Source organism: Shinella sp. NM-101 (genome assembly GCF_021401195.1).
In the GTDB taxonomy this organism is placed as follows: Bacteria; Pseudomonadota; Alphaproteobacteria; order Rhizobiales; family Rhizobiaceae; genus Shinella.
This window is the reverse complement of record NZ_JACBFT010000009.1, coordinates 175,757-197,362: the sequence shown is the minus strand read 5'-3', so window position 1 is coordinate 197,362 and position 21,606 is coordinate 175,757. Positions and strand designations below refer to the sequence as shown.

General features: G+C 65.2%; 20 protein-coding genes. 7 read left to right on the top strand and 13 right to left on the bottom strand.

The genetic code is table 11. The features are described from left to right. The first annotated feature begins 13 nt into the window (after positions 1-13). On the top strand, positions 14-949 hold the full coding sequence (locus L0976_RS18010; RefSeq protein WP_370643707.1) for a DMT family transporter: 936 nt from the start codon (positions 14-16) through the stop codon (positions 947-949). Here L0976_RS18010 and L0976_RS18005 read toward each other — a convergent pair. The 7 genes from L0976_RS18005 to L0976_RS17975 all read right to left on the bottom strand — a co-directional run bounded on the left by L0976_RS18005 (position 940) and on the right by L0976_RS17975 (position 6,459). After that, positions 940-2,226 (bottom strand): MFS transporter, encoded by a 1,287-nt coding sequence (locus L0976_RS18005; RefSeq protein ID WP_203318298.1) that lies wholly within the window; start codon positions 2,224-2,226, stop codon positions 940-942. The two genes, L0976_RS18010 and L0976_RS18005, sit on opposite strands and share 10 nt — an antisense overlap. A 339-nt stretch (positions 2,227-2,565) precedes the next feature. Continuing rightward, complete coding sequence (locus L0976_RS18000; RefSeq protein WP_234188640.1) at positions 2,566-2,709, bottom strand: hypothetical protein; 144 nt, start codon at positions 2,707-2,709, stop codon at positions 2,566-2,568. Between the two features lie 47 nt (positions 2,710-2,756). Next, complete coding sequence (locus L0976_RS17995; protein ID WP_203318300.1) at positions 2,757-2,933, bottom strand: hypothetical protein; 177 nt, start codon at positions 2,931-2,933, stop codon at positions 2,757-2,759. Positions 2,934-3,145: 212 nt separating this feature from the next. Continuing rightward, a complete protein-coding gene (locus L0976_RS17990) occupies positions 3,146-4,006 on the bottom strand; it encodes a uracil-DNA glycosylase family protein (RefSeq protein ID WP_234188638.1) in 861 nt (286 codons plus the stop codon). 45 nt (positions 4,007-4,051) lie between these two features. Then, on the bottom strand, positions 4,052-5,344 hold the full coding sequence (locus L0976_RS17985) for an Hsp70 family protein (RefSeq protein WP_234188636.1): 1,293 nt from the start codon (positions 5,342-5,344) through the stop codon (positions 4,052-4,054). A 142-nt stretch (positions 5,345-5,486) separates the two neighbouring features. Further along, positions 5,487-6,275: an SDR family oxidoreductase gene (locus L0976_RS17980; RefSeq protein ID WP_234188633.1), complete on the bottom strand. Its 789-nt coding sequence runs from the start codon at positions 6,273-6,275 to the stop codon at positions 5,487-5,489. A 22-nt stretch (positions 6,276-6,297) separates the two neighbouring features. Beyond that, positions 6,298-6,459 carry an FAD-linked oxidase C-terminal domain-containing protein gene (locus L0976_RS17975; RefSeq protein ID WP_234188631.1) on the bottom strand — a complete coding sequence of 54 codons (162 nt, stop codon included), beginning with the start codon at positions 6,457-6,459 and terminating at the stop codon, positions 6,298-6,300. A 304-nt stretch (positions 6,460-6,763) separates the two neighbouring features. Between L0976_RS17975 and L0976_RS17970 the strand changes: the two genes are divergently transcribed. The 4 genes from L0976_RS17970 (at position 6,764) to L0976_RS17955 (ending at position 11,795) form a co-directional block, all read left to right on the top strand. Beyond that, positions 6,764-8,428: an electron transfer flavoprotein-ubiquinone oxidoreductase gene (locus tag L0976_RS17970; protein ID WP_234188629.1), complete on the top strand. Its 1,665-nt coding sequence runs from the start codon at positions 6,764-6,766 to the stop codon at positions 8,426-8,428. 331 nt (positions 8,429-8,759) lie between these two features. Beyond that, complete coding sequence (locus tag L0976_RS17965; RefSeq protein ID WP_203318306.1) at positions 8,760-9,389, top strand: L,D-transpeptidase; 630 nt, start codon at positions 8,760-8,762, stop codon at positions 9,387-9,389. A gap of 360 nt (positions 9,390-9,749) precedes the next feature. Next, positions 9,750-10,748, top strand: coding sequence for an ABC transporter substrate-binding protein (locus L0976_RS17960; RefSeq protein WP_203318307.1), 999 nt, complete (start codon positions 9,750-9,752; stop codon positions 10,746-10,748). Between the two features lie 159 nt (positions 10,749-10,907). Further along, complete coding sequence (locus L0976_RS17955; protein ID WP_203318308.1) at positions 10,908-11,795, top strand: proline/glycine betaine ABC transporter permease; 888 nt, start codon at positions 10,908-10,910, stop codon at positions 11,793-11,795. 228 nt (positions 11,796-12,023) lie between these two features. Here the strand turns inward: L0976_RS17955 and L0976_RS17950 are convergent, their stop codons facing one another. Beyond that, positions 12,024-13,262 (bottom strand): MFS transporter, encoded by a 1,239-nt coding sequence (locus L0976_RS17950; protein WP_234188627.1) that lies wholly within the window; start codon positions 13,260-13,262, stop codon positions 12,024-12,026. Between the two features lie 347 nt (positions 13,263-13,609). On the opposite strand from L0976_RS17950, the gene L0976_RS17945 reads away from it, so the two are divergent. Continuing rightward, positions 13,610-14,548, top strand: a complete 939-nt coding sequence (locus L0976_RS17945) for a diacylglycerol kinase family protein (RefSeq protein ID WP_203318310.1) — start codon at positions 13,610-13,612, stop codon at positions 14,546-14,548. Positions 14,549-14,935: 387 nt separating this feature from the next. Here the strand turns inward: L0976_RS17945 and L0976_RS17940 are convergent, their stop codons facing one another. Then, the gene (locus L0976_RS17940) at positions 14,936-16,306 is read right to left on the bottom strand and encodes a glutamine synthetase family protein (RefSeq protein ID WP_203318311.1); all 1,371 of its coding nucleotides are present in this window, start codon (positions 16,304-16,306) and stop codon (positions 14,936-14,938) included. Positions 16,307-16,455: 149 nt separating this feature from the next. Between L0976_RS17940 and L0976_RS17935 the strand changes: the two genes are divergently transcribed. Then, entirely contained in the window at positions 16,456-17,829 is a 1,374-nt protein-coding gene (locus L0976_RS17935) for an aspartate aminotransferase family protein (RefSeq protein WP_234188626.1), read from the top strand. Between the two features lie 18 nt (positions 17,830-17,847). Here L0976_RS17935 and L0976_RS17930 read toward each other — a convergent pair whose 3' ends face one another. From L0976_RS17930 to L0976_RS17915, 4 genes are read right to left on the bottom strand one after another with little or no spacing between them, the layout of a single operon-like run. Further along, entirely contained in the window at positions 17,848-18,591 is a 744-nt protein-coding gene (locus L0976_RS17930; RefSeq protein WP_234188625.1) for a ChbG/HpnK family deacetylase, read from the bottom strand. Between the two features lie 18 nt (positions 18,592-18,609). Then, positions 18,610-20,112: a glycosyltransferase family 39 protein gene (locus L0976_RS17925; RefSeq protein WP_234188624.1), complete on the bottom strand. Its 1,503-nt coding sequence runs from the start codon at positions 20,110-20,112 to the stop codon at positions 18,610-18,612. Next, positions 20,113-21,120 (bottom strand): glycosyltransferase family 2 protein, encoded by a 1,008-nt coding sequence (locus L0976_RS17920; RefSeq protein WP_234188623.1) that lies wholly within the window; start codon positions 21,118-21,120, stop codon positions 20,113-20,115. Next, complete coding sequence (locus L0976_RS17915) at positions 21,117-21,524, bottom strand: GtrA family protein (RefSeq protein ID WP_234188622.1); 408 nt, start codon at positions 21,522-21,524, stop codon at positions 21,117-21,119. Before L0976_RS17915 ends, L0976_RS17920 begins: the two co-directional genes overlap by 4 nt. Positions 21,525-21,606: the final 82 nt, after the last annotated feature.

Genomic DNA, 21,606 nt, shown 5'->3' with positions numbered 1-21,606 from the left:
GACGAGTTCCCGCATGGACATGCCCGCCAATCCCATGAAGGGGATTTCCCTCAAGGTCGCCTCGGTCGTGGTCTTCCTCTGCATGTCCACCCTCATCAAGGCGGCCGGCAAGGACATTCCGGCGGGGCAGATCACGTTCCTCCGCTCCGCCTTCGCCATGGTGCCGATCCTCGCCTTCCTCGCCATGCACGGCCAGTTGCGCGATGCATTCCGCACCAACGACATCTTCGGCCATTTCAAGCGCGGCTTCGTCGGCATCCTGTCCATGGGCTTCGGCTTCTACGGCCTCGTGCACCTGCCGCTGCCGGAATCGATCGCGCTCGGCTACGCGCTGCCGCTGATGGCGGTCGTGGTCGCTGCCATCGTCCTCAAGGAGCGCGTGGGCGTCTACCGCTGGACGGCCGTCCTTGTCGGGCTCCTGGGGGTGGCGGTCATAAGCTGGCCGCGCCTCACGCTCTTCCGCAGCGGCGGCCTCGGCTCGGCGGAGGCGATGGGCGTGCTCGCCATGCTGGCCTTCGGCGTGCTCGGTTCCTGCGCCATGGTGCTGGTGCGCAAGCTGGTGCACACGGAGCGCACCTCGACCATCGTGCTCTACTTCTCCCTCTTCGCGTCGATCTTCTCGCTCGGCACGCTTCCGTTCGGCTGGGCTGCGCTGGGCTGGCAGGCGCTCTGTCTGATGGCGCTGGCCGGCTTCTGCGGCGGCGTCGCCCAGTTGCTGCTGACGTCGAGCTACCGCTATGCGGACGTCTCGACCATCGCGCCCTTCGAATACATCTCGATCGTGCTCGGCCTCATCGTCGGTTATTTCCTCTTCGGCGACATTCCGACGGGCCCCATGCTCGTCGGAACCGCCATCGTCGTCAGCGCCGGCATCTTCGTGATTTTCCGCGAGCATCGCCTCGACCTGAAACGCCGCGCCGAACTCGCGCTCCAGCCGCCTCAGGGCTGACGCCATTCCGGCGTGGTCGTGTCCTCGACGAGTTCTTCCGGCATCGCATCCGGCTGAAGTGCCGCTGCCGCCGCGTCCGCCCCGAGCGGCTGCGCGGTCATGGCCTGGAAGTCCGTCTTGCTGACGAGGCCTTCATTCTCCTCGCGGCGGCTGATGCGCCAGGCGGCATAGGTGCCGTAGAGCAGGAAGTAGACGGCGAGCACCACGAAGAGCGAACCGGGGCCGAAGCGGTCCATGATCGGGCCCACCATGATGGGGCCGGAGATCGTGCCGAAGCCGTAGACGATCATCATGCCGGAAGAGACCTCGACATACTCGTCCGGCTGCGCCCGGTCGTTGGCATGGGCGACGTTCAGCGCATAGATCGGGAAGATCACCGAGCCGACGAAGGCGGCGGCGACGTAAAGCAGCACCGGCGGGCCGCCCGCGACGAGGGCCATGGCGAGGCAGGAGAGCGTGCCGATGGCGCCGCAGGCGACCATCACGAGGCGGCGGTCCATCCGGTCGGAAGCCCGGCCGATCGGGATCTGCGAAAGGGAGCTGCCGAGCAGCACGCATGCAAGCAGCGTCGCGCCCTCGGCGGTCGTCAGCCCCGTGCGCTGGGTGAACACGCCGCCGAGATTGAGCCAGGCCCCGGAGAGGGCGCCCGCGAGGAACGCCCCGACGACGGCGACGGGCGAGCGGCGGTAGAGCTTCGGCACGTTGAAGCGTGCCTGCGTCGGCGGTGCCGGCAGCGGCGAGGAGGTGAGGGCCGTCGGCAGCAGCGCGACGGAGAAGATGATGCCGCAGAGAATGAACAGCGCGGTGCCGGAGGGATCGCCGAGCGGAACGAGATATTGCCCGCCGATCGTCCCGACCATCGTCGTGATCAGGTAGATGGAGAAGACGGAGCCGCGGTTCTCGTTCGTCACCTTCTCGTTCAGCCAGCTTTCGATGATGAGATAGCTGCCGGAAATGGCAAAGCCGGAGATGGCGCGGAACAGCATCCAGGCCCGCCAGTCGACGACGAGCGCGCAGAGCAGGATGGCGATGGCGAGCAGCGTGATGAGCGCGACGAAGACGCGCACATGGCCGACGAGCAGCACGAATTTCGGCGTGACGATGCACGAGAGCGTGAAGCCGATCGTATAGCCCGTCGCGATCATGGAGATCGTCTGCGTCGACCAGCCTTCCGCGACCGCCCGCACCGGCACGACATAACTCTGCAACCCGAAGGCCACCATCATCAGCAGCGTGGACAGCATCAGGCTGAGAATGGAGACAAGGCTCGCCAGCATGGGGGCTCCGGGAATGGCGCGAGGGCGCGTTCGTTTTGCGACTGTCGCTCTATTGCGCCGCCCGCGCGCTGTCCACTGCGACAACGACTGGCGTAAAGAGATTGCATGAAATGGAGAGGCCGCAGCTTCCCGGACGGGTTGGGCGAATGCCCGGCAAAACGGAAGAAGGCGAGACGTTTGAAAATCCGGCTTGCGCCGGCCGTCAGGTTCAGGACGGCTCGTCCTGACGGTCGGCTAAGAAACGCGGACCGGGTTTCGGCGTGGTTTCCACCGGAGGAAAGGCGTCTCGCCTCCTCACGATGGCGATGTGTCGCGGTCCGGCGTCGCTTTGGAAGGGCCTTAGTTCGGCAGGAAGGCCTTCAGCGGATCGCGGCGCTGCACGGCGTCGCGCGGCAGCGAGGCGAGCACCGAATATTCGCGGGCGGCGTTCACGGCCGTTCGAATATCGGCAATGTCGGACATCAGCTTGCGAAACGTGGCCATGGTGTGCTCCTGGATTCGTCTGGACGAGGGCCTGCCCTCGCATTTGCTCAGCGCGTGATGAATTCGCAGAAAAGCTGGCCGGGGCGGTTGATGCGGGCAAAGCCGGCGGCCGTGAGCTGCTCGTTGGCCGGGGCAGCGATGCCGCCGAAGCCGCGGCCGGCGCGAAGACCGGAATGGCGGAGCGTCTCGAAGCTCGAATGGATAGGCCGAAAACGGGCGGTCATGGGTCGATTCCTTAAATCCTGTTCCTCCCGTCTGCTCATATTGCACTGCAACATCGATTCCGCAATGCGACATTCTGCCCGGCAGATATGTGCAATTCGCATGGCTGTTGAAACAATTTGTTCATGCTTGCGGCAGATTCGTGGAGGAACCGGAATCGCCTTGGCAGGCTATCAGCCTAAGTCATTGAAAAGGCTATGTTGCCTTAGGCGCTTCAGCGCGTGAGCCCTGCGCGAAACGCGAGCAGGTCCTGCCAGGCGAGCCGCTTGCTGATCGACGCGGTCATCAGATCCTGAGGGTGCAGGGTGGCAAAGGCCGGAAAGGTCCGGCCGGAAACCTCGATTTCCCGCCATTGCCCGCGCAACTGGTGGATCGTCTCGTTGGAGCGCAGCAGGAATCGCGCGGCGAAATTGCCGAGAATCAGCAGGTGGTTCGGCTCGGCAAGCGCGATCTGCCGCTCGATGAAGGGCCGGCAGATATCGGCCTCGCGCTGCGACGGCGGGCGGTTGCCGGGCGGGCGCCACGGCACGACATTGGTCAGGAGCAGGTCGGCGCGGGCAAGCCCGATGCCGGCGAGCATGCGGTCGAGCATCGCGCCCTGCCGGCCGGAGAAGGGCTGGCCGTCGCGGTCGTCCTCGGCATTCGGCATGGCGCCGATCACCATGACGGAGGGTTTCGCATTGCCCTCGGCGAAGACGAGGCAGCGGGCGCTGGCCTTGAGGTTGCAGCCGTTGAAGGCGGTCATGGCCGCGCGCAGTTCCTCCAGCGAGCGGGCGCTGCCGGCGGCGAACTCCGCCTCCGCCACCGCCTGGCTGTCCGGGATCGAAACGTTCGGCATCGGGGCCGGGGCGGCCGGACGGGCCTGCTCCTGCCGCGCCGGGGCCGGGCGGGCCGGCGCCTGAACGGCGGGCGCGGCCTCGCGCTGGGCCGGCGCGCCGCGTGCCGCGCGCATCGCCTCGAATTCCGCGATGCGGTCGACCGCCTCTTCCTCCAGCAGCCATTCCACGCCGGCATCCGCATAGAAATGCAGGAGCGAGCGAAGCTGTTGGGGATCGAGGTCTCTGGCAGCGTTCATGCGGCGCACCTTAGCGAAGCGATGGGCGGGAGGAAAGCGCCCGCGTCACGCCGCCCACTGCGCGACGTCCTCGCTTTCGCCGATCAGCGCAAGGCCGTGGGCGATGGAGAGCAGCTCGCCGCCCGTCTCGATCTTGCCCGCATCGAAGCGGCGGGTGAAGATGCCCCGCACGGCCGGCACGAAGGATGTGCCGCCGGTGAGGAACACCTTGTCGATCTCCGCCGGCGCGGTCCCGGTCTTCTCCAGCACCTCGTCCAGCGCGCCCTCGATGCGGGCGAGGTCCGGCGCGATCCAGCTTTCGAAATCGGCGCGCTTCACCACCTTGCGGCCGGCGGCGCCGAGCGGGGCGAAATCGAATTCCGCCTCGTCGGAAGAAGAGAGCGCCATCTTGGTCGCCGAGATCGCCTGGTAGAGCGGATAGCCCTCGTCATGCTCGACGAGGTCGATGAAGAGCTCCAGCTTTTCCGGCTCCAGCGCCGAGCGCACCAGCGACCTGAGGTCGGTGAATTCCCGCGTCGTCTTGAAGATCGAAAGCTGGTTCCAGCGCGCGAAGTTGGCATAGTAGCCGCTCGGCACCTCCAGCACCTTGTCGAAGCTCTTGAAATGGCTGCCCTTGCCGATTTCCGGCGCCACGAGACGGTCGATCATGCGCGCGTCGAAATGGTCGCCCGCGATGCCGACGCCCGAATGGCCGATGGGCCTTGCCGCCAGCCGGCCCGCCTGCCGCTCGAAGCGGATCAGCGAATAGTCCGTCGTGCCCCCGCCGAAGTCGGCGACCAGCACCGTCGCGTCGCTCTTCAGCGTCTGCGCGAAGTAGTACGCCGCCGCGACGGGCTCGAAGACATAGTGGATTTCCGGAAAGCCGAGCCGCGTCAGCGCGGCGTTGTAGCGCTCCAGCGCAAGGCGCGGGTCCGGGCTCGCCCCGGCGAACTGCACCGGCCGTCCCGCGATCACCCGCGAGACATCCGCCGGCCATTCGTCGCCGGCATAGGCCTTGAGGCGGCGCAGGAAGATTTCCATCAGGTCGTCGAAGGCGTGCCGGCGGGCGAAGATCAGCGTGCCCTGGAAGAGAGAACTTGCAGCAAAGGTCTTGATCGATTGCAGGAAGCGGCAATCGCCGGGATTGTCGATGAACTGGCGGATCGCCGCCTGGCCGGCCTCGACCTTCAGCGCCTGCGCGCCGACCACCGGATCCTTCATGAAGGAAAGCGCCGTGCGCATCGTGTCGGTGACGCCGACGCTGCTTTCGAAATGCATCGACCGCGTCTCGCTGCCGCCCGTCGCAAGCGCCAGAACCGTGTTGGTCGTGCCGAAATCGAGCCCGAGTGCCCGTGCCATCGCCGTGCCCCTTTGTCCGCTGGTATGGGTTGAACCGGAGCGAAGGGCTCCGCGCGCGAAAGGGTGCGTCAGGCGCGCCCCGCAATTTGAGAGCGCGCCAGATGGCACAGGCCGCAGCGGATGGCAAGGGCGGAGGCTGCCCTCAGACCGAATGCGCCGCCCCGCCGTCGCAGCGGACGAGGCTGCCGGTCACGTAGCTCGCCGGCGTGCTGCAAAGAAAGGCGGCGGTCGCGGCGAATTCCTCGACGGTGCCGTAGCGGCGGGCGGGGATCGCCTTTTCCGAGGCCGCGCGCACGTCTTCGACGCTCCTGCCGCTGCGTTCTGCCGCGGCGGTATCGAGGCTCTTCAGCCGGTCGGTCATGATGCTTCCCGGCAGCAGCAGGTTGCTGGTGATGCCGTATTGCGCGACCTCGCCCGCCAGCGTCTTCGACCAGCCGGCCAGCGCCGGCCGCAGCGTGTTGGAGAGTGCAAGGCCGGGGATCGGCTCGATCACGCCCGAGGAGGCGACGGTGAGGATGCGGCCCCAGCCGCGCTCCTTCATGCCCGGCAGCAGGCGGTTGGTGAGCGTGATGATGCGCAGCACCATGGAATTGAAATAGGCGGCGAGCTTTTCCTCGCTCATGTCCTCGGTCGTGCCGGGCGTCGGCCCGCCGGAATTGTTGACGAGGATATCGACGCCGCCGAGCTTTTCCGAAACCGCCTGCACCAGCGTCTCGACGAAGCTTTCGTCGCCAAGGTCGGCCTGGACCCAGTCCGCCCGGCCGGGGCCTTCCGCGTTGATGGCCTTGCAATTGGCCTCCAGCACCTCTGCGCTGCGGCCGCACAGGAGCACATGCGCGCCCTCGCGGGCGAGCGCGACGGCAATCCCCTTGCCGAGGCCGCGGGAGGAGGCGAGGATGAGGGCGCGTTTGCCCGCGATGGCGAGATCCATGGTGAGGTCCTTCCTTTCGGGTTCAATCGGCGCGGTAGGGCACTTTGCCAGGATTGAACAGGGTCTTCGGGTCGAGCGTGGCCTTGATCGCCAGCGCCAGGGCGTGGCGAGCCGGATTGCGTACGTAAGGCGGGCGCGGCGCTTCTCCATGCCTGCCCGCCGACAAGGTGAAGGTCGTCGCCAAATTTGTCGAAGTCGCCTTGGAGGGAGTGGATAGTCTCGGACGTGAACGGTGGGACCTCCGCGGCGGCTGGCGAAATGCCTAGCCCGGGCGGGAACCGGAATCAAGCGGGCGCCATCCGCATGCGCCGGCAAAAGATTGACGTTTACGTGAAAGTAAATAAAATCCATGCTGACGGCATGAGATCATGCGCAAAAGCGGGGAAAGTCTGTCGCAGAACGGCTCGACAAGGTTTCCCGTATTTGTCATGACAGGCCTAACGAGGGACTTTCCGCGGCTTTTGACGGGGCGCGGGGTGGAGAGACGAATGAGCGAAGAAATGGAACTCCCCGAACGCGAAAGCATGGAATTCGACGTCGTGATCGTCGGCGCGGGACCTGCGGGCCTTTCCGCGGCGATCCGGCTGAAGCAGGTCAATCCGGATCTCACGGTCGTCGTGCTCGAAAAGGGCTCGGAAGTCGGCGCGCATATCCTCTCCGGCGCGGTCGTCGATCCCATCGGTATCGACCGCCTGTTGCCCGACTGGCGCGAGGATGCCGACCATCCCTTCAAGACCGCGGTGACGGACGACCATTTCCTCTTCCTCGGCCCGGCCGGCTCCGTTCGCCTGCCGAACGCCTTCATGCCGCCCCTGATGAACAACCACGGCAACTACATCGTCTCGCTCGGCAATGTCTGTCGCTGGCTGGCGACCAAGGCGGAAGAGCTCGGCGTCGAGATCTATCCCGGCTTTGCCGCGACCGAAGTGCTCTACAATGACGAGGGCGCGGTGATCGGCGTCGCCACCGGCGACATGGGCATTGAGCGCAACGGCGAGCCCGGCCCGAACTATACCCGCGGCATGGAGCTGCTCGGCAAGTACACGCTGATCTCGGAAGGCGTGCGCGGCTCGCTCGCCAAGCAGCTCATCCAGAAATTCGATCTGTCGAAGGATCGCGAGCCGCAAAAATTCGGCATCGGCCTCAAGGAACTCTGGCAGGTCAAGCCGGAGCACCACAAGCCCGGCCTGGTGCAGCACTCCTTCGGCTGGCCGCTCGGCATGAAGACCGGCGGCGGTTCGTTCCTCTATCACCTCGAAGACAACATGGTCGCCGTCGGCTTCGTGGTGCACCTCAACTACAAGAACCCCTATCTCTATCCCTTCGAGGAATTCCAGCGCTTCAAGACCCATCCGGCGATCCGCGGCACCTTCGAGGGCGGCAAGCGCCTCTCCTATGGCGCGCGCGCCATCACCGAGGGCGGTTACCAGTCGGTGCCGAAGCTGTCCTTCCCCGGCGGCGCGCTGATCGGCTGCTCGGCCGGTCTCGTCAACGTGCCGCGCATCAAGGGCAGTCACAATGCGGTGCTCTCGGGCATGCTCGCCGCCGAAAAGCTGGCGGATGCCATCGCCAACGGCCGCGCCAATGACGAGCCGATCGAGATCGAGCAGGGCTGGCGCGACAGCGCCATTGGCTCGGATTTGAGGAAGGTGCGCAACGTCAAGCCGCTCTGGTCGAAGTTCGGCACGGCGGTGGGCGTGGCGCTCGGCGGCCTCGACATGTGGACGAACACGCTGTTCGGCTTCTCCTTCTTCGGCACGCTGAAGCACGGCAAGACGGATGCGCAGAGCCTGGAGCCCGCGGCAAAGCACAGCCGCATCGACTATCCGAAACCCGATGGTGTCCTCACCTTCGACCGCCTCTCCTCGGTGTTCCTGTCGAACACCAACCACGAGGAGGACCAGCCGATCCACCTCCAGCTCAAGAACCCGGAACTGCAGAAGACCTCGGAGCTCGACGTCTATGCCGGCCCGTCGACGCGCTACTGTCCTGCCGGCGTCTACGAATGGGTGGAGAAGGACGGCAAGGACGTCTACGTCATCAACGCGCAGAACTGCGTGCACTGCAAGACCTGTGACATCAAGGACCCCAACCAGAACATCAACTGGGTGCCGCCGCAGGGCGGCGAGGGGCCGGTCTATCCCAACATGTAACGCCGGGCAGGCCGGTCCGCGCGCGCTCCCGTTTCCGGAAGTGGGGTGAGGACCGGTCCCATCTATGTCGCGCTAGCAGGCGATCATTACCTCGGACGTCATCCTCGGCCTTGCGCCCGAGATATGCTGAAATGAAAAAATCGCGACATGCAGAGCTGCCGGACGGCCGCGCGACGGAAGAAGCGGATCGGGCGCGGCCGGCGCTGCGGCGGCCCCTTTCCGGCCTGATTTCTTAACACGTCGTGCAACCCCCGCGCGCCGTTTAACCCTCGATTAACCATAGTTGCCTAATTTTCCGCCCTGAGGACGAGATGTTCAAGGGGTATTTACCATGTCGATTTCCCGCCGCGGCTTCCTGCTCGGCGCGTCTGCATTGCTCGCAGGCTGCGCGACGAACGGTACCGGTGACCGTGCCAACTATGGCGACCGCCTGGACGAGAAGCACCCGCTGAGGGCGATGCCGCTCGACAAGATCAAGCCGGAGCTCCGCCGCCAGGAAGTCGCCTACGACACCGGCCATGCGGCTGGCACCGTCGTCGTCGATACGCCGGCCCGCCGGCTCTACTACGTGCTCGGCAACGGCCGCGCGATGCGCTACGGCATCGGCGTCGGCCGCCAGGGCTATTCGCTGGCGGGCAACGCCTATATCGGCCGCAAGGCCGAGTGGCCGAGCTGGACGCCGACGCCCAACATGATCCGCCGCGATCCGAAGAAGAACCTCAAATATGCCGGCGGCGTGCCCGGGGGGCTCAACAACCCGCTTGGCGCCCGCGCGATCTATCTCTACCAGAACGGCAACGACACCATGTTCCGCATCCACGGCACAAACCAGCCGTGGTCGATCGGCCAGGCCATGTCGAGCGGCTGCGTGCGTATGCTCAACCATGACGTGATCGATCTCTACGAGCGCGTGCAGGTGAGCGGGCGTGTCCACGTCATCCAGGGCCGCCGCGAGGCCTGATTTCCGGGCGTCCGCATCGATGTCGCAATGAGACAAGGCCGGCCTCGCGCCGGCCTTTTGTTTGCGGTTTGAAAAAGCTGAATTCTATCATACCATTGCCCGGCGGCCTCCGCGCGCTGGAAAAGCGGGGGCGGTTCATGCAGATTTGACGGCTCCATGACGCATAGGGGTCAATTGCAGACGCATTCGTACCGGCATTCGACCCTGTAGCTGCAAAAGTCGAGGATGCGGTATCGCGGAACACGAGAGGCCTTTCCCGGCCTGCTCGCGATCGATCCGCGGAGGATCACGGGCCCGGCGGCGGCGGTGCGGCAGGACCCGGATAGTACAACGACACCGCCGCACAATGAGGGAACGGATATGAAACATCTTCTTGCTTCCACCTGCATCGTCGTCGGCTTCCTGGCCATGACGGGAGCCGCGCGTGCCGAATGCGGCGACCTGACCATCGCCAGCATGAACTGGCAGAGCGCCGAGGTTCTGGCCGCGCTCGACAAGTTCATCCTGAACGAAGGCTATGGCTGCAATGCCGAAGTCATCGTCGGCGACACGGTCCCGACCATCACCTCGATGATCGAGAAGGGCGCGCCGGATCTCGCGCCGGAAGGCTGGGTGGACCTGCTGCCCGACGTCGTCAAGCGCGGCATCGACGAGGGCAAGCTGGTCGGCGCGGCCGTCGCGCTGTCCGACGGCGCCGTCCAGGGCTGGTGGATCCCGAAATACATCGCCGACGCCAATCCGGACATCAAGACGATCGACGACGTGCTGAAGCATCCCGAGCTCTTCCCGGATCCGGAAGACAAGAGCAAGGGCGCTGTGCACAACGGCCCGCAGGGCTGGGGCGGCACGGTCGTGACCGGCCAGCTCTACAAGGCCTATGGCGGGGAAGCCGCGAACTTCACGCTGGTCGACACCGGTTCGGCTGCCGGCCTCGACGGCTCGATCGCCAAGGCCTACGAGCGCAAGGAAGGCTGGGTCGGCTACTACTGGGCCCCGACCGCGCTGCTCGGCAAGTACGACATGGTCAAGCTCGAGCATGGCGTGCCCTATGACGCGGCCGAGTGGAAGCGCTGCAACACGGTCGCCGATTGCCCGGATCCGAAGAAGAACGACTGGCCGAAGGACACCGTCCAGACGCTCGTCACCAAGTCCTTCTCCGAGCGCGCCGGCGACGACGTGATGGGCTACCTCAACAAGCGCGCCTGGACGAACGACACGGTCAACAAGCTGATGGCCTGGATGACCGACAACCAGGCGAGCGGCGACGACGGCGCCAAGCACTTCCTGGAAGAGCAGGAAGCCCTCTGGAAGGATTGGGTCTCCCCGGAAGCCGCGGAAAAGATCAAGGCCGCTCTCTGACCGGCTGATCGGAACGGGCGGCGCGCCATCGGCGCGCCGCCTCCTTCTTCGTTTTAATACATGCCGTTGGCGCAAATCGCCACGCGCTTTGTCCCGGGATGTTTCAGGGTTTGGTTCGAAAACCGGCGCAAGACCGGACCGGGCCGGAAGGGGATCGACATGGAATGGTTAACGAAATTTCCGACGATGGACGCGAATTCGCTGCGCGACCTCAAGAAGGCGATCGATGAGGGCTTTCGCGCCTTCACGCGCGCCTATGGCGACGGTATCGAATCCCTTTTCGAGCCGCTGCAGCATTTTCTCATCTGGTCAGAACGCTTCATGACGAAGACGCCCTGGCCGATCATCCTCGTGCTCATCGCGGTCGTCGCCTGGTTCGCCAGCCGCAACTGGAAGATCGTCGCCGGCGCCGTGGTGACGCTCCTCCTGATCGGCTATTTCGACATGTGGGACGACACGATGAAGACGGTCTCCATGATCTTCGTCTGTACGATCCTGTCCATCGTCATCGGCATACCGATCGGCATCCTCATGTCGCGCTCCGACAGGGTGCAGAACGCCATCAACCCGATCCTCGACGTCATGCAGACGATGCCGAGCTTCGTCTACCTCATTCCCGTGGTGATGCTGCTCGGCATCGGCAAGGTTCCCGGCCTCATCGCCGTGGTGATCTACGCCATCCCGCCGATGATCCGCCTCACCAATCTCGGCATCCGCCTCGTCGACAAGGACGTGCTGGAAGCGGCCGACGCCTTCGGTTCGTCGAGCTGGCAGAAATTGAAGAACGTCCAGATGCCGCTGGCCCTGCCCACCATCATGGCCGGCATCAACCAGACGATCATGATGGCCCTCGCCATGGTGGTCATCGCCTCGATGATCGGCGTGCAGGGCCTCGGCCAGCCGGTGCTGAAGGCCATCTCCAACCAGTACTTCACGCTCGGCATCTTCAACGGCCTCGCCATCGTCGGCATCGCGATCATCTTCGACCGCGTCAGCCAGGCCTTCGGCAAGCGCCTGCAGAAGCATCGCGAGATCGTCCACGGCTGATCCGCACGGACGCAAAGGAAAAGGGCGCCCCGGCGAAAGCCGCGGGCGCCCTCATTTGTTTGGGAAACCCGTTCCCACCCGCCGACGTCGTCCTCGGCCTCGAGCCGAGGATCCAGCCCCGTATCGAAAAACCGGACGACGCGGATGCTCGGGTCAGGCCCGAGCCTGACGATCAGGGAGGGTTGCGGCCTTTGCCGGCGGGTGCCCCTTGGTTTCTGCGCCGGCCGTTTATTCCGCCGGGCAGGCGGTGGCCGCCTCGCGGTCCATCCGCTCCATCGCCGCCGACAGCAGGAACACGCCGAAGCCCACCACGGCCGTCGCCGCGCCGACGAAGCCCATCGAGCCGTAGCCGTAGCCCGCGCTGATCGACAGGCCGCCGAACAGCGCGCCGAGTGCATTGGCGACGTTGAAGGCGGAGTGGTTGAGCGCGGCGGCGAGCGTCTGCGCATTGCCGGCGACGTCCATCAGGCGCGTCTGGAGGGCAGGGCCGACGACGAAGCTGCAGCCGATCAGGAAGCAGCAGAGGCCGAGCAGGACCGGGTTGTGCGCCGTCAGCGACAGGCTGACGAGCACGAAGAAGTAGAGCACCAGCGACCAGCCGATCGTGCGCATCAGCGAGAGGTCGGCGAGCTTCGCCCCGAAGATGTTGCCGACGATCATGCCGCCGCCGAAGATCGCCATGAAGACCGGCACCATGCCGACATTGAGGCCGGCGACGTCGGTGACGATGGGCGAGATGTAGGTGAAGACGGCGAACATGCCGCAGAAGCCGGTGGCGGCAATGCCGAGCGTCAGCCAGACCTGCTTGCGCCTGAGGGCGGAAAGCTCCGTCAGCGCGTTGATGCCTTTCGGCGCCGCGTCGCGCGGCAGGAAGATCGCGATCAGCGCGACCGTCAGGAGCCCGGTGATGCCGACCGCGACGAACATGTACTGCCAGTCGAGGAGCTGGCCGAAGAAGGTGGCGAGCGGCGTGCCGATCAGGGTCGCGACGGTCAGGCCCAGCATGACCTTGCCGACCGCCTGCGTGCGCTTGTTGACCGGCACCATGGAGGCGGCGACCAGCGCGGCGACGCCGAAATAGGCGCCGTGCGGCAGGCCGGAGAGGAAGCGGAACAGCATGAAGCTCTGGAAGCCCGGCGCCGCGGCGCTGGCAAGGTTGCCCGCGGCGAAGACGCCCATCAGCACCAGAAGCAGGTCGCGGCGGCGATAGCGCGCGCCGATGACGGCGATCACGGGCGCACCGACCACCACGCCGAGCGCATAGGCGCTGATGACGTAGCCGGCCTGGGCGGTCGTCACGCCGAAGGTGCCTGCGACATCGGGCAGGAGGCCCATGATGGCGAATTCGCCGGTGCCGATGCCGAAGCTGCCGACGGCGAGCGCCAGGATGATGAGGGCGACGGTGAGCGCGGGAAGCGGCTGCTGCCCGGAGGAGGGGGCGGCGTTCGGCAGGATATGGTCGGACACGGGTCGGCTCCGCAGGATGGCCCACGCGGCAAACCGGCGACGAACCCTCACAAGGGCGGCCACTCCTCCTGGCTGCTGTTGCGATATGATCCGGCCGGACGGCCACGATGGGAAGGTAAGATCCGGCCGACAGGCGTACTCCCGACGCATGCGACCGGCCTGCACTATATCAAACCACGGCAGGCTGCCTACTGCGATTTTTATCCCATTGCGCATTTGGCCGAAGGGCCGCTCCTCACGATTTATTGCATTGTATTGCGCGCCCGCCTGTGAATCGCCGCTTTCTCGACTATCTAATGAGGGCGGTCACCCTTGAGGCGTTCTCGGCCGTCACGCGGAGCATGCGAATGAGAGTACAGGCGATCTTCAACAGGGACGGGGGGACGTTCCGCACCACCGACATGGAGGCCTATGCGCGTCATGCGGAAAAGGTCTTCTCGGCGGCGGGGCACCATCTCGACTGCGACATCGTCGAGGGCGCCGATATAGGCTTGGCGCTGCGGCGCTGTTCGGACCGCACCGATCTCGACGCGATGCTGGCCGGCGGCGGCGACGGCACGGTATCGGCCGCGGCGGGCCTTGCCTGGCAGAGCGGCATGCCGCTCGGCATCATCCCGGCCGGCACGATGAACCTCTTCGCCAGGTCGCTGAAGATTCCGCTCGACATCTGGCAGGCGATCGACGCGCTGGCCGATGGCGACATCGCCGCCGCCGACATCGGCACGGCCGACGACCGCGCCTTCGTGCACCAGTTCTCCGCCGGCCTTCACGCCCGCATGGTGCGGCTGCGCAACGCAATGAGCTACCGCTCCAGGCTCGGCAAGATCGCGGCCAACACGCGCGCCGCCATCGGCGTCATCCTCGATCCGCCGGAATTCGAGGTGGAGTTCGACGTCGACGGCGTCGAGGAGCACCGCAAGGTCTCGGCCATCAACATCTCGAACAACCGCTTCGGCGAGAACGGCCTGCTCTATGCCGACGACCTCACAGGCGGCCATCTCGGCCTTTACACGACCAAGCCGCTGAAGCCGGCCGGCGTCGCGCGGCTCGCCTTCGACATCCTGCGCGGCAAGCTGCGCGAGAATGCCGACGTCACGGAAATGACCGGCACAGCGGTGGAGCTGCATTTTCCCAATGTCGAGCGGTCGATCAATTGCGTGATCGACGGCGAGCTCCTGCCGATGGATCGCGACGTCTCCATCCGCCTGCATCCGGGCGAACTGAAGGTCATGGTGCCGAAGGTCCAGGCGGAGAACATGCCGACGACCGAGCCGGCTGCCGCCTGAGGCAGCGCGAAGGCTTGCCCCTCAGCCCACAAGCTGGGAGAGGGAATGTGCCCACGAGCCCGCAATAGTTGAGGAAAACGCCGCGGCCTTTCCCCTTCTCCCCTCGGGGAGAAGGTGCCGGCAGGCGGATGAGGGGGATGCCGAAGGCAGAAGAAAAAGACTCTCTGTGCCGCGCCCCCTCATCCGACCCTTCGGGCCACCTTCTCCCCGAGGGGAGAAGGGAAGAGGGGCGATGTCGAATTTTGTATGTGACCGCGCCCCCTTCGGAAAGAGGACCTGCACCACAAGCCGGCCAGGCTTTGGTAAGCCGGCGCGACATATCCCTTCTTCCCGCCTGCGGGGAGAAGGTGGCAGGCAGGCGGGATGAGGGGCACCCGCCCCCGATCGTCAAATCCGCGGCAGATAGGTCTGGTAGTCGAAATCCGAGACCGTGCGCAGGTAGGTGATCGCCTCCTTGCGCTTGGTGTCGCCGTAGAGCTTCTGGTAGGCCGGCCCGAACGCATCGGCGATGAAGGGCGAGGCGGAAAATTCCTCCACGGCCGTCAGGAAGTCGTGCGTCAGGCGCCTTGCGTCCGGCGCGTCCTTGCCCGGCTCCGTCACCGGGCCGGGGTCGAGCGGATTGTCGAGCCCGAGCAGGATGCCGCCGAGGATCGCCGTCAGCAACAGGTAGGGATTGACGTCCGCCCCCGCCACGCGGTGCTCGACGCGCGCCGCCGGGCCGTCCTTGTCCGGAATGCGGATCGCGGTGCCGCGATGGCCGAAGCCCCAGGTGAGGTCCACGGGCGCGAAGGAACCGGGCTGGAAGCGGCGGTAGGAATTGGCGAAAGGCGCGAAGACGAGCTGCGCGTCGCGCATCGTCTGCAGCATGCCGGCGCAGACCGATTTCAGCTTGGTCGGCTCGCCGCCCTTTGCGTCGAGGACGTTCCGGCCGTCCCTGTCGATAACGCTGCAATGGACATGCAGGCCGGAGCCCGCCTGGTCCGCATAGGGCTTGGCCATGCAGGTGGATTTCAGGCCGAATCGGCGCGCGGCCTGCTCGGCGATGCGCTTGAGGTAGATGCAGTCGTCGGCGGCGGCGAGCGCATCCGGCCGGTGCAGCAGGTTGATCTCGAACTGGCCGGGGCCGAATTCCGCCGTGGTCGCGTCCGCCGGCAGGTCCATGGCCTTCGCCCAGGCCCGAACGGTCTGGAGGTAATCGTCGAGCGCATCCGTCGCGCGCATGTCGTAGAGCTGGAAGCCGTTCGGCTGGTCGCGATACATGAGGGCGGCCGGCGGGCGCGGCTTGCCCGTCTCGCGCCAGTCGTCCTCCACCACGTAGAATTCGAGTTCCGTGGCGACGACCGGCGTCAGCCCCCTGTCCTCGAACCGCTTCAGCATGCGCGCGAGGATGGCGCGCGGGTCCATGAAGGAGGGCGAGCCGTCGAATTCGTGCATGGTCGCCAGCACCTGCCGCGATCCCTCGGGCGCCCAGGGCATGGCCGCCAGCGAGCGGCGGTCGGGAATGCACACGCCGTCCGGGTCGCCGACGGACAGGGAAAGGCCGGTGATGTCGTCGTTGTCGTCGCCCCAGATGTCGAGCGACTGGGTGGAGGAGGGCAGGCGCACCGAACCGTCCCAGATCTTCTTCTCGCCCTCCGGCGGCACCTGCTTGCCGCGCAGGTCCCCGTTCATGCCGACGAGGAGGATTTCGATACGGGCTTGGGCATTGCTAAGGGCATTGGCGGGCGGCGAACCGGCTGCCGTCTTGTCGTTTGTCATGGTGCCTGCTTTTGGTTTGGCGGGAAGCATGGACAGGAAATTTTGCGTGCGCTCGATCTCTTGCCAAATGCCTGTTGTATGGGCATTTTCGTAACGCATTCTGTCCCGGCGTTCAATAAGGCGGGACCTACCCCCAAGGAAGTCGTCAAATGTCGAAGACCAGCGCAGCAGCCGTTTCCAACCTCGGTGCCCTCGATGCCGCCCACCATCTTCATCCCTTCTCGGACATGAAGAAGCTGAACGCGGCGGGCACGCGCATCATCGAACGCGGCGAAGGCTGCTACATCTTCGACAACCACGGCAAGCGCTATCTCGACGGCTTCGCGGGCCTCTGGTGCGTCAATATCGGCTATGGCCGCAAGGAGATCGCCGATGCGGTCATGCGCCAGATGAACGAGCTGCCCTACTACAACACCTTCTTCGGCACCACGACGCCGCCGGCCGTGCTGCTCGCCCAGAAGATCACCTCCCATGCCGGCCCGAACATCAACCGCGTCTTCTTCACCGGCTCGGGCTCCGAGGCCAACGACACCTGGTTCCGCATGGCCCGCGTCTATTGGGGCGCCATGGGCAAGCCGACCAAGAAGGCGGTCATCGCCCGCAAGAACGGCTATCACGGCTCCACCGTCGCCGGCGCCTCGCTCGGCGGCATGAAGTGGATGCACGAGCAGGGCGACCTGCCGATCGCCGGCGTCCATCACATCGACCAGCCCTTCTGGTACGGCGAGGGCGGCGACCTTTCGTCCGACGAGTTCGGCCTGAAGATGGCCCGCCAGCTCGAAGAGAAGATCGACGAACTCGGCGAGGACAATGTCGCCGCCTTCGTCGCCGAGCCGATCCAGGGCGCGGGCGGCGTCATCGTGCCGCCGGCCACCTACTGGCCGGAAATCGCGCGCATCTGCAAGGCGCGCAACATCCTGCTGGTGACGGACGAGGTGATCTGCGGTTTCGGCCGCACCGGCCACTGGTTCGGCCACCAGCATTTCGGCGTCGAGCCGGACCTCGCCCCCATCGCCAAGGGCCTTTCCTCCGGCTATCTGCCCATCGGCGGCGTCATGGTCTCCGACCGCGTCGGCAATGTGCTGGTCGAGGAAGTCGGCGATTTCAACCACGGCTTCACCTATTCCGGCCACCCGGTCTGCGCCGCCGCCGCGCTCGAAAACCTGCGCATCATCGAGGATGAAAAGCTCGTCGAGCGCGTCCACGACGACATCGGCCCCTATCTCGCCGCCGGCCTCAAGTCGCTGGAAGACCTGCCGATCGTCGGCGAAGTCCAGCAGGTCGGCCTGATGGCCGCCGTCCAGCTCGCCGAGGACAAGACGACCCGCAGGCGCTTCGAGGACAAGGAAAAGGCCGGCGTCACCGTCCGCAACCATTGCCTCGAAAACGGCCTGGTCCTGCGCGCCACCGGCGACCGCATGCTCTTCTCCCCGCCGCTCGTCATCACCCACGCCGAGGTCGACCAGATGGTCGACATCACGCGCAAGGGGCTGGAACATGCATGGAAGGTGCTGACGGCCTGAGAAGCAAAGCCTCCGGCTTCAGGTCTGGTGGTAGAGGATTTCTGCCTCCGCGGCGCGGCTTTGCGGTGAATGGCCGGGGCATTGGCTCCGGTCATCGGCACGCCCCGGATGCACCATCACAAGGGTATCGTCCGCCCGCGCACGCAAGAGCCGGGGCAGCCAGCGTGCGACGGCCTCCGGCCTGTCCAGCGGCAGAAAGCCGGAGAAATCCTTGTTCGTCGCCCAACCTGCCTTGCGGAAGGTCCTTCCGGCGAAGAGCGCCAACGTCATGATCAGGGTCACCTTCGGGCCGCCTGAACGCAGGTTAAGCCAAAGGCCGCCAAGCGTCCGGGGCAGGGGAACGCGCATCCAGGTGCCGTTCTCGCGCGGCAGGGTTGCCGCGAGCCGGCTTAGACCGGGAAAACAGTGGCAATGCTGGTGGCCGTCATAGTAATCGGGCAGAAAGCCGAAGGCGGTGCGGAACGCCTCCGCCTGCCTGTGGAACTCGCTCTTTGCCTGCTGCGGAAGGCGCCCGGTGAGGCAAAGCCCGAGCAATTCCCCGAGCGGCCGATGAAAGTTTCGCCCGGAAAAACCATGCGTGAGATTGAGGTGAAGGCCAACGGCCGCCCCTTGTTCGCGCACACGGCGCAGGCGCTGCATATCCTGCGGATCGATGTCGCCGTCGATCATGACCGAGGTTCCGTCGATCCGCCGGTTTTCGAGGAGATCGAGGATGACTTTGTCATGCCCGCGGCCAAGGCCGAAGTCGTCTGCGATCAACATTTTTGCCTGCCCCTGCCGTTACCTGGGCCAGACATAGACCACCGCCGTTTCGAACGGTACTTCGCGGGGAAAGCGCAAGCCCGAGCGCTTGACCGTGAAGGTCGCGTCTTCCGATTGCAGGCCATTGGCCGCGGCCCAGGCGTGCGCCGCCTGCACACATTCGGCGTCGCCTTCACCCGGAACATGCAAGGGGCAGGCGATCATGCCGGCTTCGGCCTTCCAGTTCGCGCGCGGCGGATAGTAAGACGGCAGGGCGTCCGGCAGAGCCGGCAATGCCTCGATGGGCGAAGGGGAGAAGAACGAGATCGCAGCGGCAGAGTTGCCGCTGGCGACCCACGCCAGCGGTTCTTCATGGCGCGCCTGCCAGTGCTCGATGGCCGCGATTGCCTGTTCCTGGTCCGGCCTGTAGGCGTTCGTGTTGGCCTTGTAGCCGTCGAAGGCTGCCGCAGCGAGGCCGCCGACCAGCATGAGCGGCCAGATGAAACGGAACGCGGTGATGAGCTTCGGGCCGTTCGCCTCCAGACGGGCCGGCTCGGCATTGGCGGTGAGGTAGAGCATGAAGGCAAAGCCGATCGGTATCGCCCAGGGCGTCGACAGTTCGGCAAGGCCGACGACGGCGAAGAAGAGCGCTACCAGCCAGGGACCAAGCGCTAGTACGCCGAGCACGGGGCGATCCTGGGGCCATCGCAGCAGGCGCGCATAACGGGACGCAACGGAACCGCCGACGAGAAGAAGTCCGGCCAGCACCAGCGGGATCGGCCAGTAGAAGAGCGGTGCGACCACGAACTTTGCGATATAGTAGACGGCGTTGCCCATGTCGTCGCCCGCCCCCTGTTCGCTCGCATAGGCAAGGGCGTCCCGATGGTCGAGCAGCCAGAGAAGGTGCGGCATGGTCACCGCGAGAAACACGACGATCGCGACCCATGGCGCTGCCGTCCGCCACAGCCAGCGCTGGCGCGGCAGGAAGGTAAAGGCGAAAAGCGGCAATATGAGCACGATCGAATAGTATTTGCTGAGCATGGACAGCCCGGCAAACAGGCCGAAGAGCGCTGCGTGAAGCAGCCGCTTTCCGTCCTGCTCCGACGTCGCCTTCACGAAAGCCCAGGCCGTCCACGGCCAGGTGGAGAGGCAGATCGCATTCATGTTGAGCTTGTCGGCGAGGGTGAGATACGGGAAGGCGAGCGCCCCGAGCGCGAGCGCGACGAGCACCTGCATGTCGCTGAGCTTGAGCGCGCGGCCGAGCGCCAGGATGCCGAGCATCGCGACGGCGAGATTGACGGCCGACAGCAGGTAGAACGAGGCGACGCTCTTGGGGGCCACCAGGAACCAGATCTTGGCCATCCAAGGCAGGAACTGCGGATGCTTGCTGGAGCCGGCCAGCCAGTGTTGCGCCCAGGCGTAGACTTCGACCATGTCGCCGTAGCGGTCGAGGTTCGGCTTGGCGATGATGATCATCGCCCACCACACCACGCAGTGGATCAGGACGAACAGCGTCGGCTTGGAGGAAAGGCTCTTGAACATTCAGAATGGGGTCTCGGTTCTTGCGGATGGCACGGTGTCAGTGACGGGCGATACCACGCGCCTTTCGGCCAGTATATAAGGCGGGCGCCGCTTCGCCTCGAGCACGGTCTTGCCGATATATTCCCCGAGAAGGCCGAGGAAGATCATCTGGATCCCGCCGAAGAAGGAGATCAGGGCCAGAACGGAGGCGATGCCGATGCCGTTGGAGGTGAAGAAAAGCCGTTCCAGAATGATATAGATGCCATAGAGCGCGCTGATGCAGGCGATGAAGAGACCGGCCAGCGCCATCAGGCGCAGGGGGGCGGTGGTGAAGCTGGTCATCGCGTCGAACGACATGGCAAGGAGCCGGGCGCCGTTGAAGCTCGAGACGCCGCGCTCGCGTGGTGGTGGGGTAAGCGGCAGGCCGCGCTGGGCAAAGCCCACCCAGCCATAAAGCCCCTTCATGAAACGCTGGCTTTCCGGCAAAAGGCGCAGGGCATTGGCATAGCGCCGGCTGATCAGCCGGAAATCGCCGGCATTCTCGGTGATGGAAAAGCGCGCGCCCCGGTTCATGATCCAGTAGAAACCGCTCGTCAGCCTGGCCTTGAGGAAGCCCTCCGAGGTCCGGCGGTCCTCCTTGTAGGTGAAGACGCTGTCGACCTCCTCCGTCTTCCACACACGCACGAGGTCGAGGAGGAGCTCGGGAGGGTGTTGGAGATCGGCATCCATCATGATGATGGCATCGGCGTCCGCGGCCGCATCAATGCCGGCCGAAAGGGCGGCTTCCTTGCCGAAATTCCTGGAAAACTGCAGGAGCGTGGCGGTGTGCCCGGCAAAGTCGAGCTTGCCGAGAATGCCGAAGCTTCCGTCAGAACTGCCGTCGTCGATAAAGACATAGTGGACGGCGGCAACGTCATGCTCGCGGCAGATGCGTTCGGAGACCGCATTCAGCCTGTCGACCAGATGCGGAAGGTTCTCCGCCTCGTTGAAGATCGGAACGACGATGGAAAGGTTTTGACCGGCGGTCATTTGCTTCCTTTCATGAAGACGAGCATCGATGAGGCAGCGAAATTGGCGACGGAAACGATGCCGATGGCCAGCGCGACGGCGATGAAGACGGGAAGTCCCGCGGCGATGAACAATTCCAGGACGACGACCCGGAGGGCAAGGATGATCGCCGTCAGCATCATGAACTTGACGTAGCGTTTCACCCATCCGGTACCGGATGTGCGGAAGGTGATCCTGTCGTGATAGAGGAAAACGATCGATCCGCTTGCCACCATCGAGGCCGCTAACGCCAGAGAGGGAGGCGTGCCGAGTAGGCCGTTGGCGCCGAGCGTGACGACATAGTCGATGATCGCGCCGACAACCGACCCGCCGCTAAAGACCAGGAAATTCTTCAGGATGGAACAGATTTTCGGAAGATTGGGCATGGACGGACGGTAGCTCGACGAAAGCATGCAGAAAGGCGCTCAAAACGGAATTCTCAGCGCAAAAACGTGCCGGGATGTCACG

What these genes read in the sequence shown, in the direction of transcription:
- L0976_RS17955 (WP_203318308.1), top strand. Translation starts at nt 10,908, where the DNA reads ATGGAATGGTTAACGAAATTTCCGACGATGGACGCGAATTCGCTGCGC.
- L0976_RS18005 (WP_203318298.1), bottom strand. Translation starts at nt 2,226, where the DNA reads ATGCTGGCGAGCCTTGTCTCCATTCTCAGCCTGATGCTGTCCACGCTG.
- L0976_RS18000 (WP_234188640.1), bottom strand. Translation starts at nt 2,709, where the DNA reads ATGGCCACGTTTCGCAAGCTGATGTCCGACATTGCCGATATTCGAACG.
- L0976_RS17970 (WP_234188629.1), top strand. Translation starts at nt 6,764, where the DNA reads ATGAGCGAAGAAATGGAACTCCCCGAACGCGAAAGCATGGAATTCGAC.
- L0976_RS17960 (WP_203318307.1), top strand. Translation starts at nt 9,750, where the DNA reads ATGAAACATCTTCTTGCTTCCACCTGCATCGTCGTCGGCTTCCTGGCC.
- L0976_RS17935 (WP_234188626.1), top strand. Translation starts at nt 16,456, where the DNA reads ATGTCGAAGACCAGCGCAGCAGCCGTTTCCAACCTCGGTGCCCTCGAT.
- L0976_RS17945 (WP_203318310.1), top strand. Translation starts at nt 13,610, where the DNA reads ATGAGAGTACAGGCGATCTTCAACAGGGACGGGGGGACGTTCCGCACC.
- L0976_RS17920 (WP_234188623.1), bottom strand. Translation starts at nt 21,120, where the DNA reads ATGACCGCCGGTCAAAACCTTTCCATCGTCGTTCCGATCTTCAACGAG.
- L0976_RS17965 (WP_203318306.1), top strand. Translation starts at nt 8,760, where the DNA reads ATGTCGATTTCCCGCCGCGGCTTCCTGCTCGGCGCGTCTGCATTGCTC.
- L0976_RS17990 (WP_234188638.1), bottom strand. Translation starts at nt 4,006, where the DNA reads ATGAACGCTGCCAGAGACCTCGATCCCCAACAGCTTCGCTCGCTCCTG.
- L0976_RS17985 (WP_234188636.1), bottom strand. Translation starts at nt 5,344, where the DNA reads ATGGCACGGGCACTCGGGCTCGATTTCGGCACGACCAACACGGTTCTG.
- L0976_RS17925 (WP_234188624.1), bottom strand. Translation starts at nt 20,112, where the DNA reads ATGTTCAAGAGCCTTTCCTCCAAGCCGACGCTGTTCGTCCTGATCCAC.
- L0976_RS17940 (WP_203318311.1), bottom strand. Translation starts at nt 16,306, where the DNA reads ATGACAAACGACAAGACGGCAGCCGGTTCGCCGCCCGCCAATGCCCTT.
- L0976_RS17980 (WP_234188633.1), bottom strand. Translation starts at nt 6,275, where the DNA reads ATGGATCTCGCCATCGCGGGCAAACGCGCCCTCATCCTCGCCTCCTCC.
- L0976_RS18010 (WP_370643707.1), top strand. Translation starts at nt 14, where the DNA reads ATGGACATGCCCGCCAATCCCATGAAGGGGATTTCCCTCAAGGTCGCC.
- L0976_RS17915 (WP_234188622.1), bottom strand. Translation starts at nt 21,524, where the DNA reads ATGCCCAATCTTCCGAAAATCTGTTCCATCCTGAAGAATTTCCTGGTC.
- L0976_RS17930 (WP_234188625.1), bottom strand. Translation starts at nt 18,591, where the DNA reads ATGTTGATCGCAGACGACTTCGGCCTTGGCCGCGGGCATGACAAAGTC.
- L0976_RS17995 (WP_203318300.1), bottom strand. Translation starts at nt 2,933, where the DNA reads ATGACCGCCCGTTTTCGGCCTATCCATTCGAGCTTCGAGACGCTCCGC.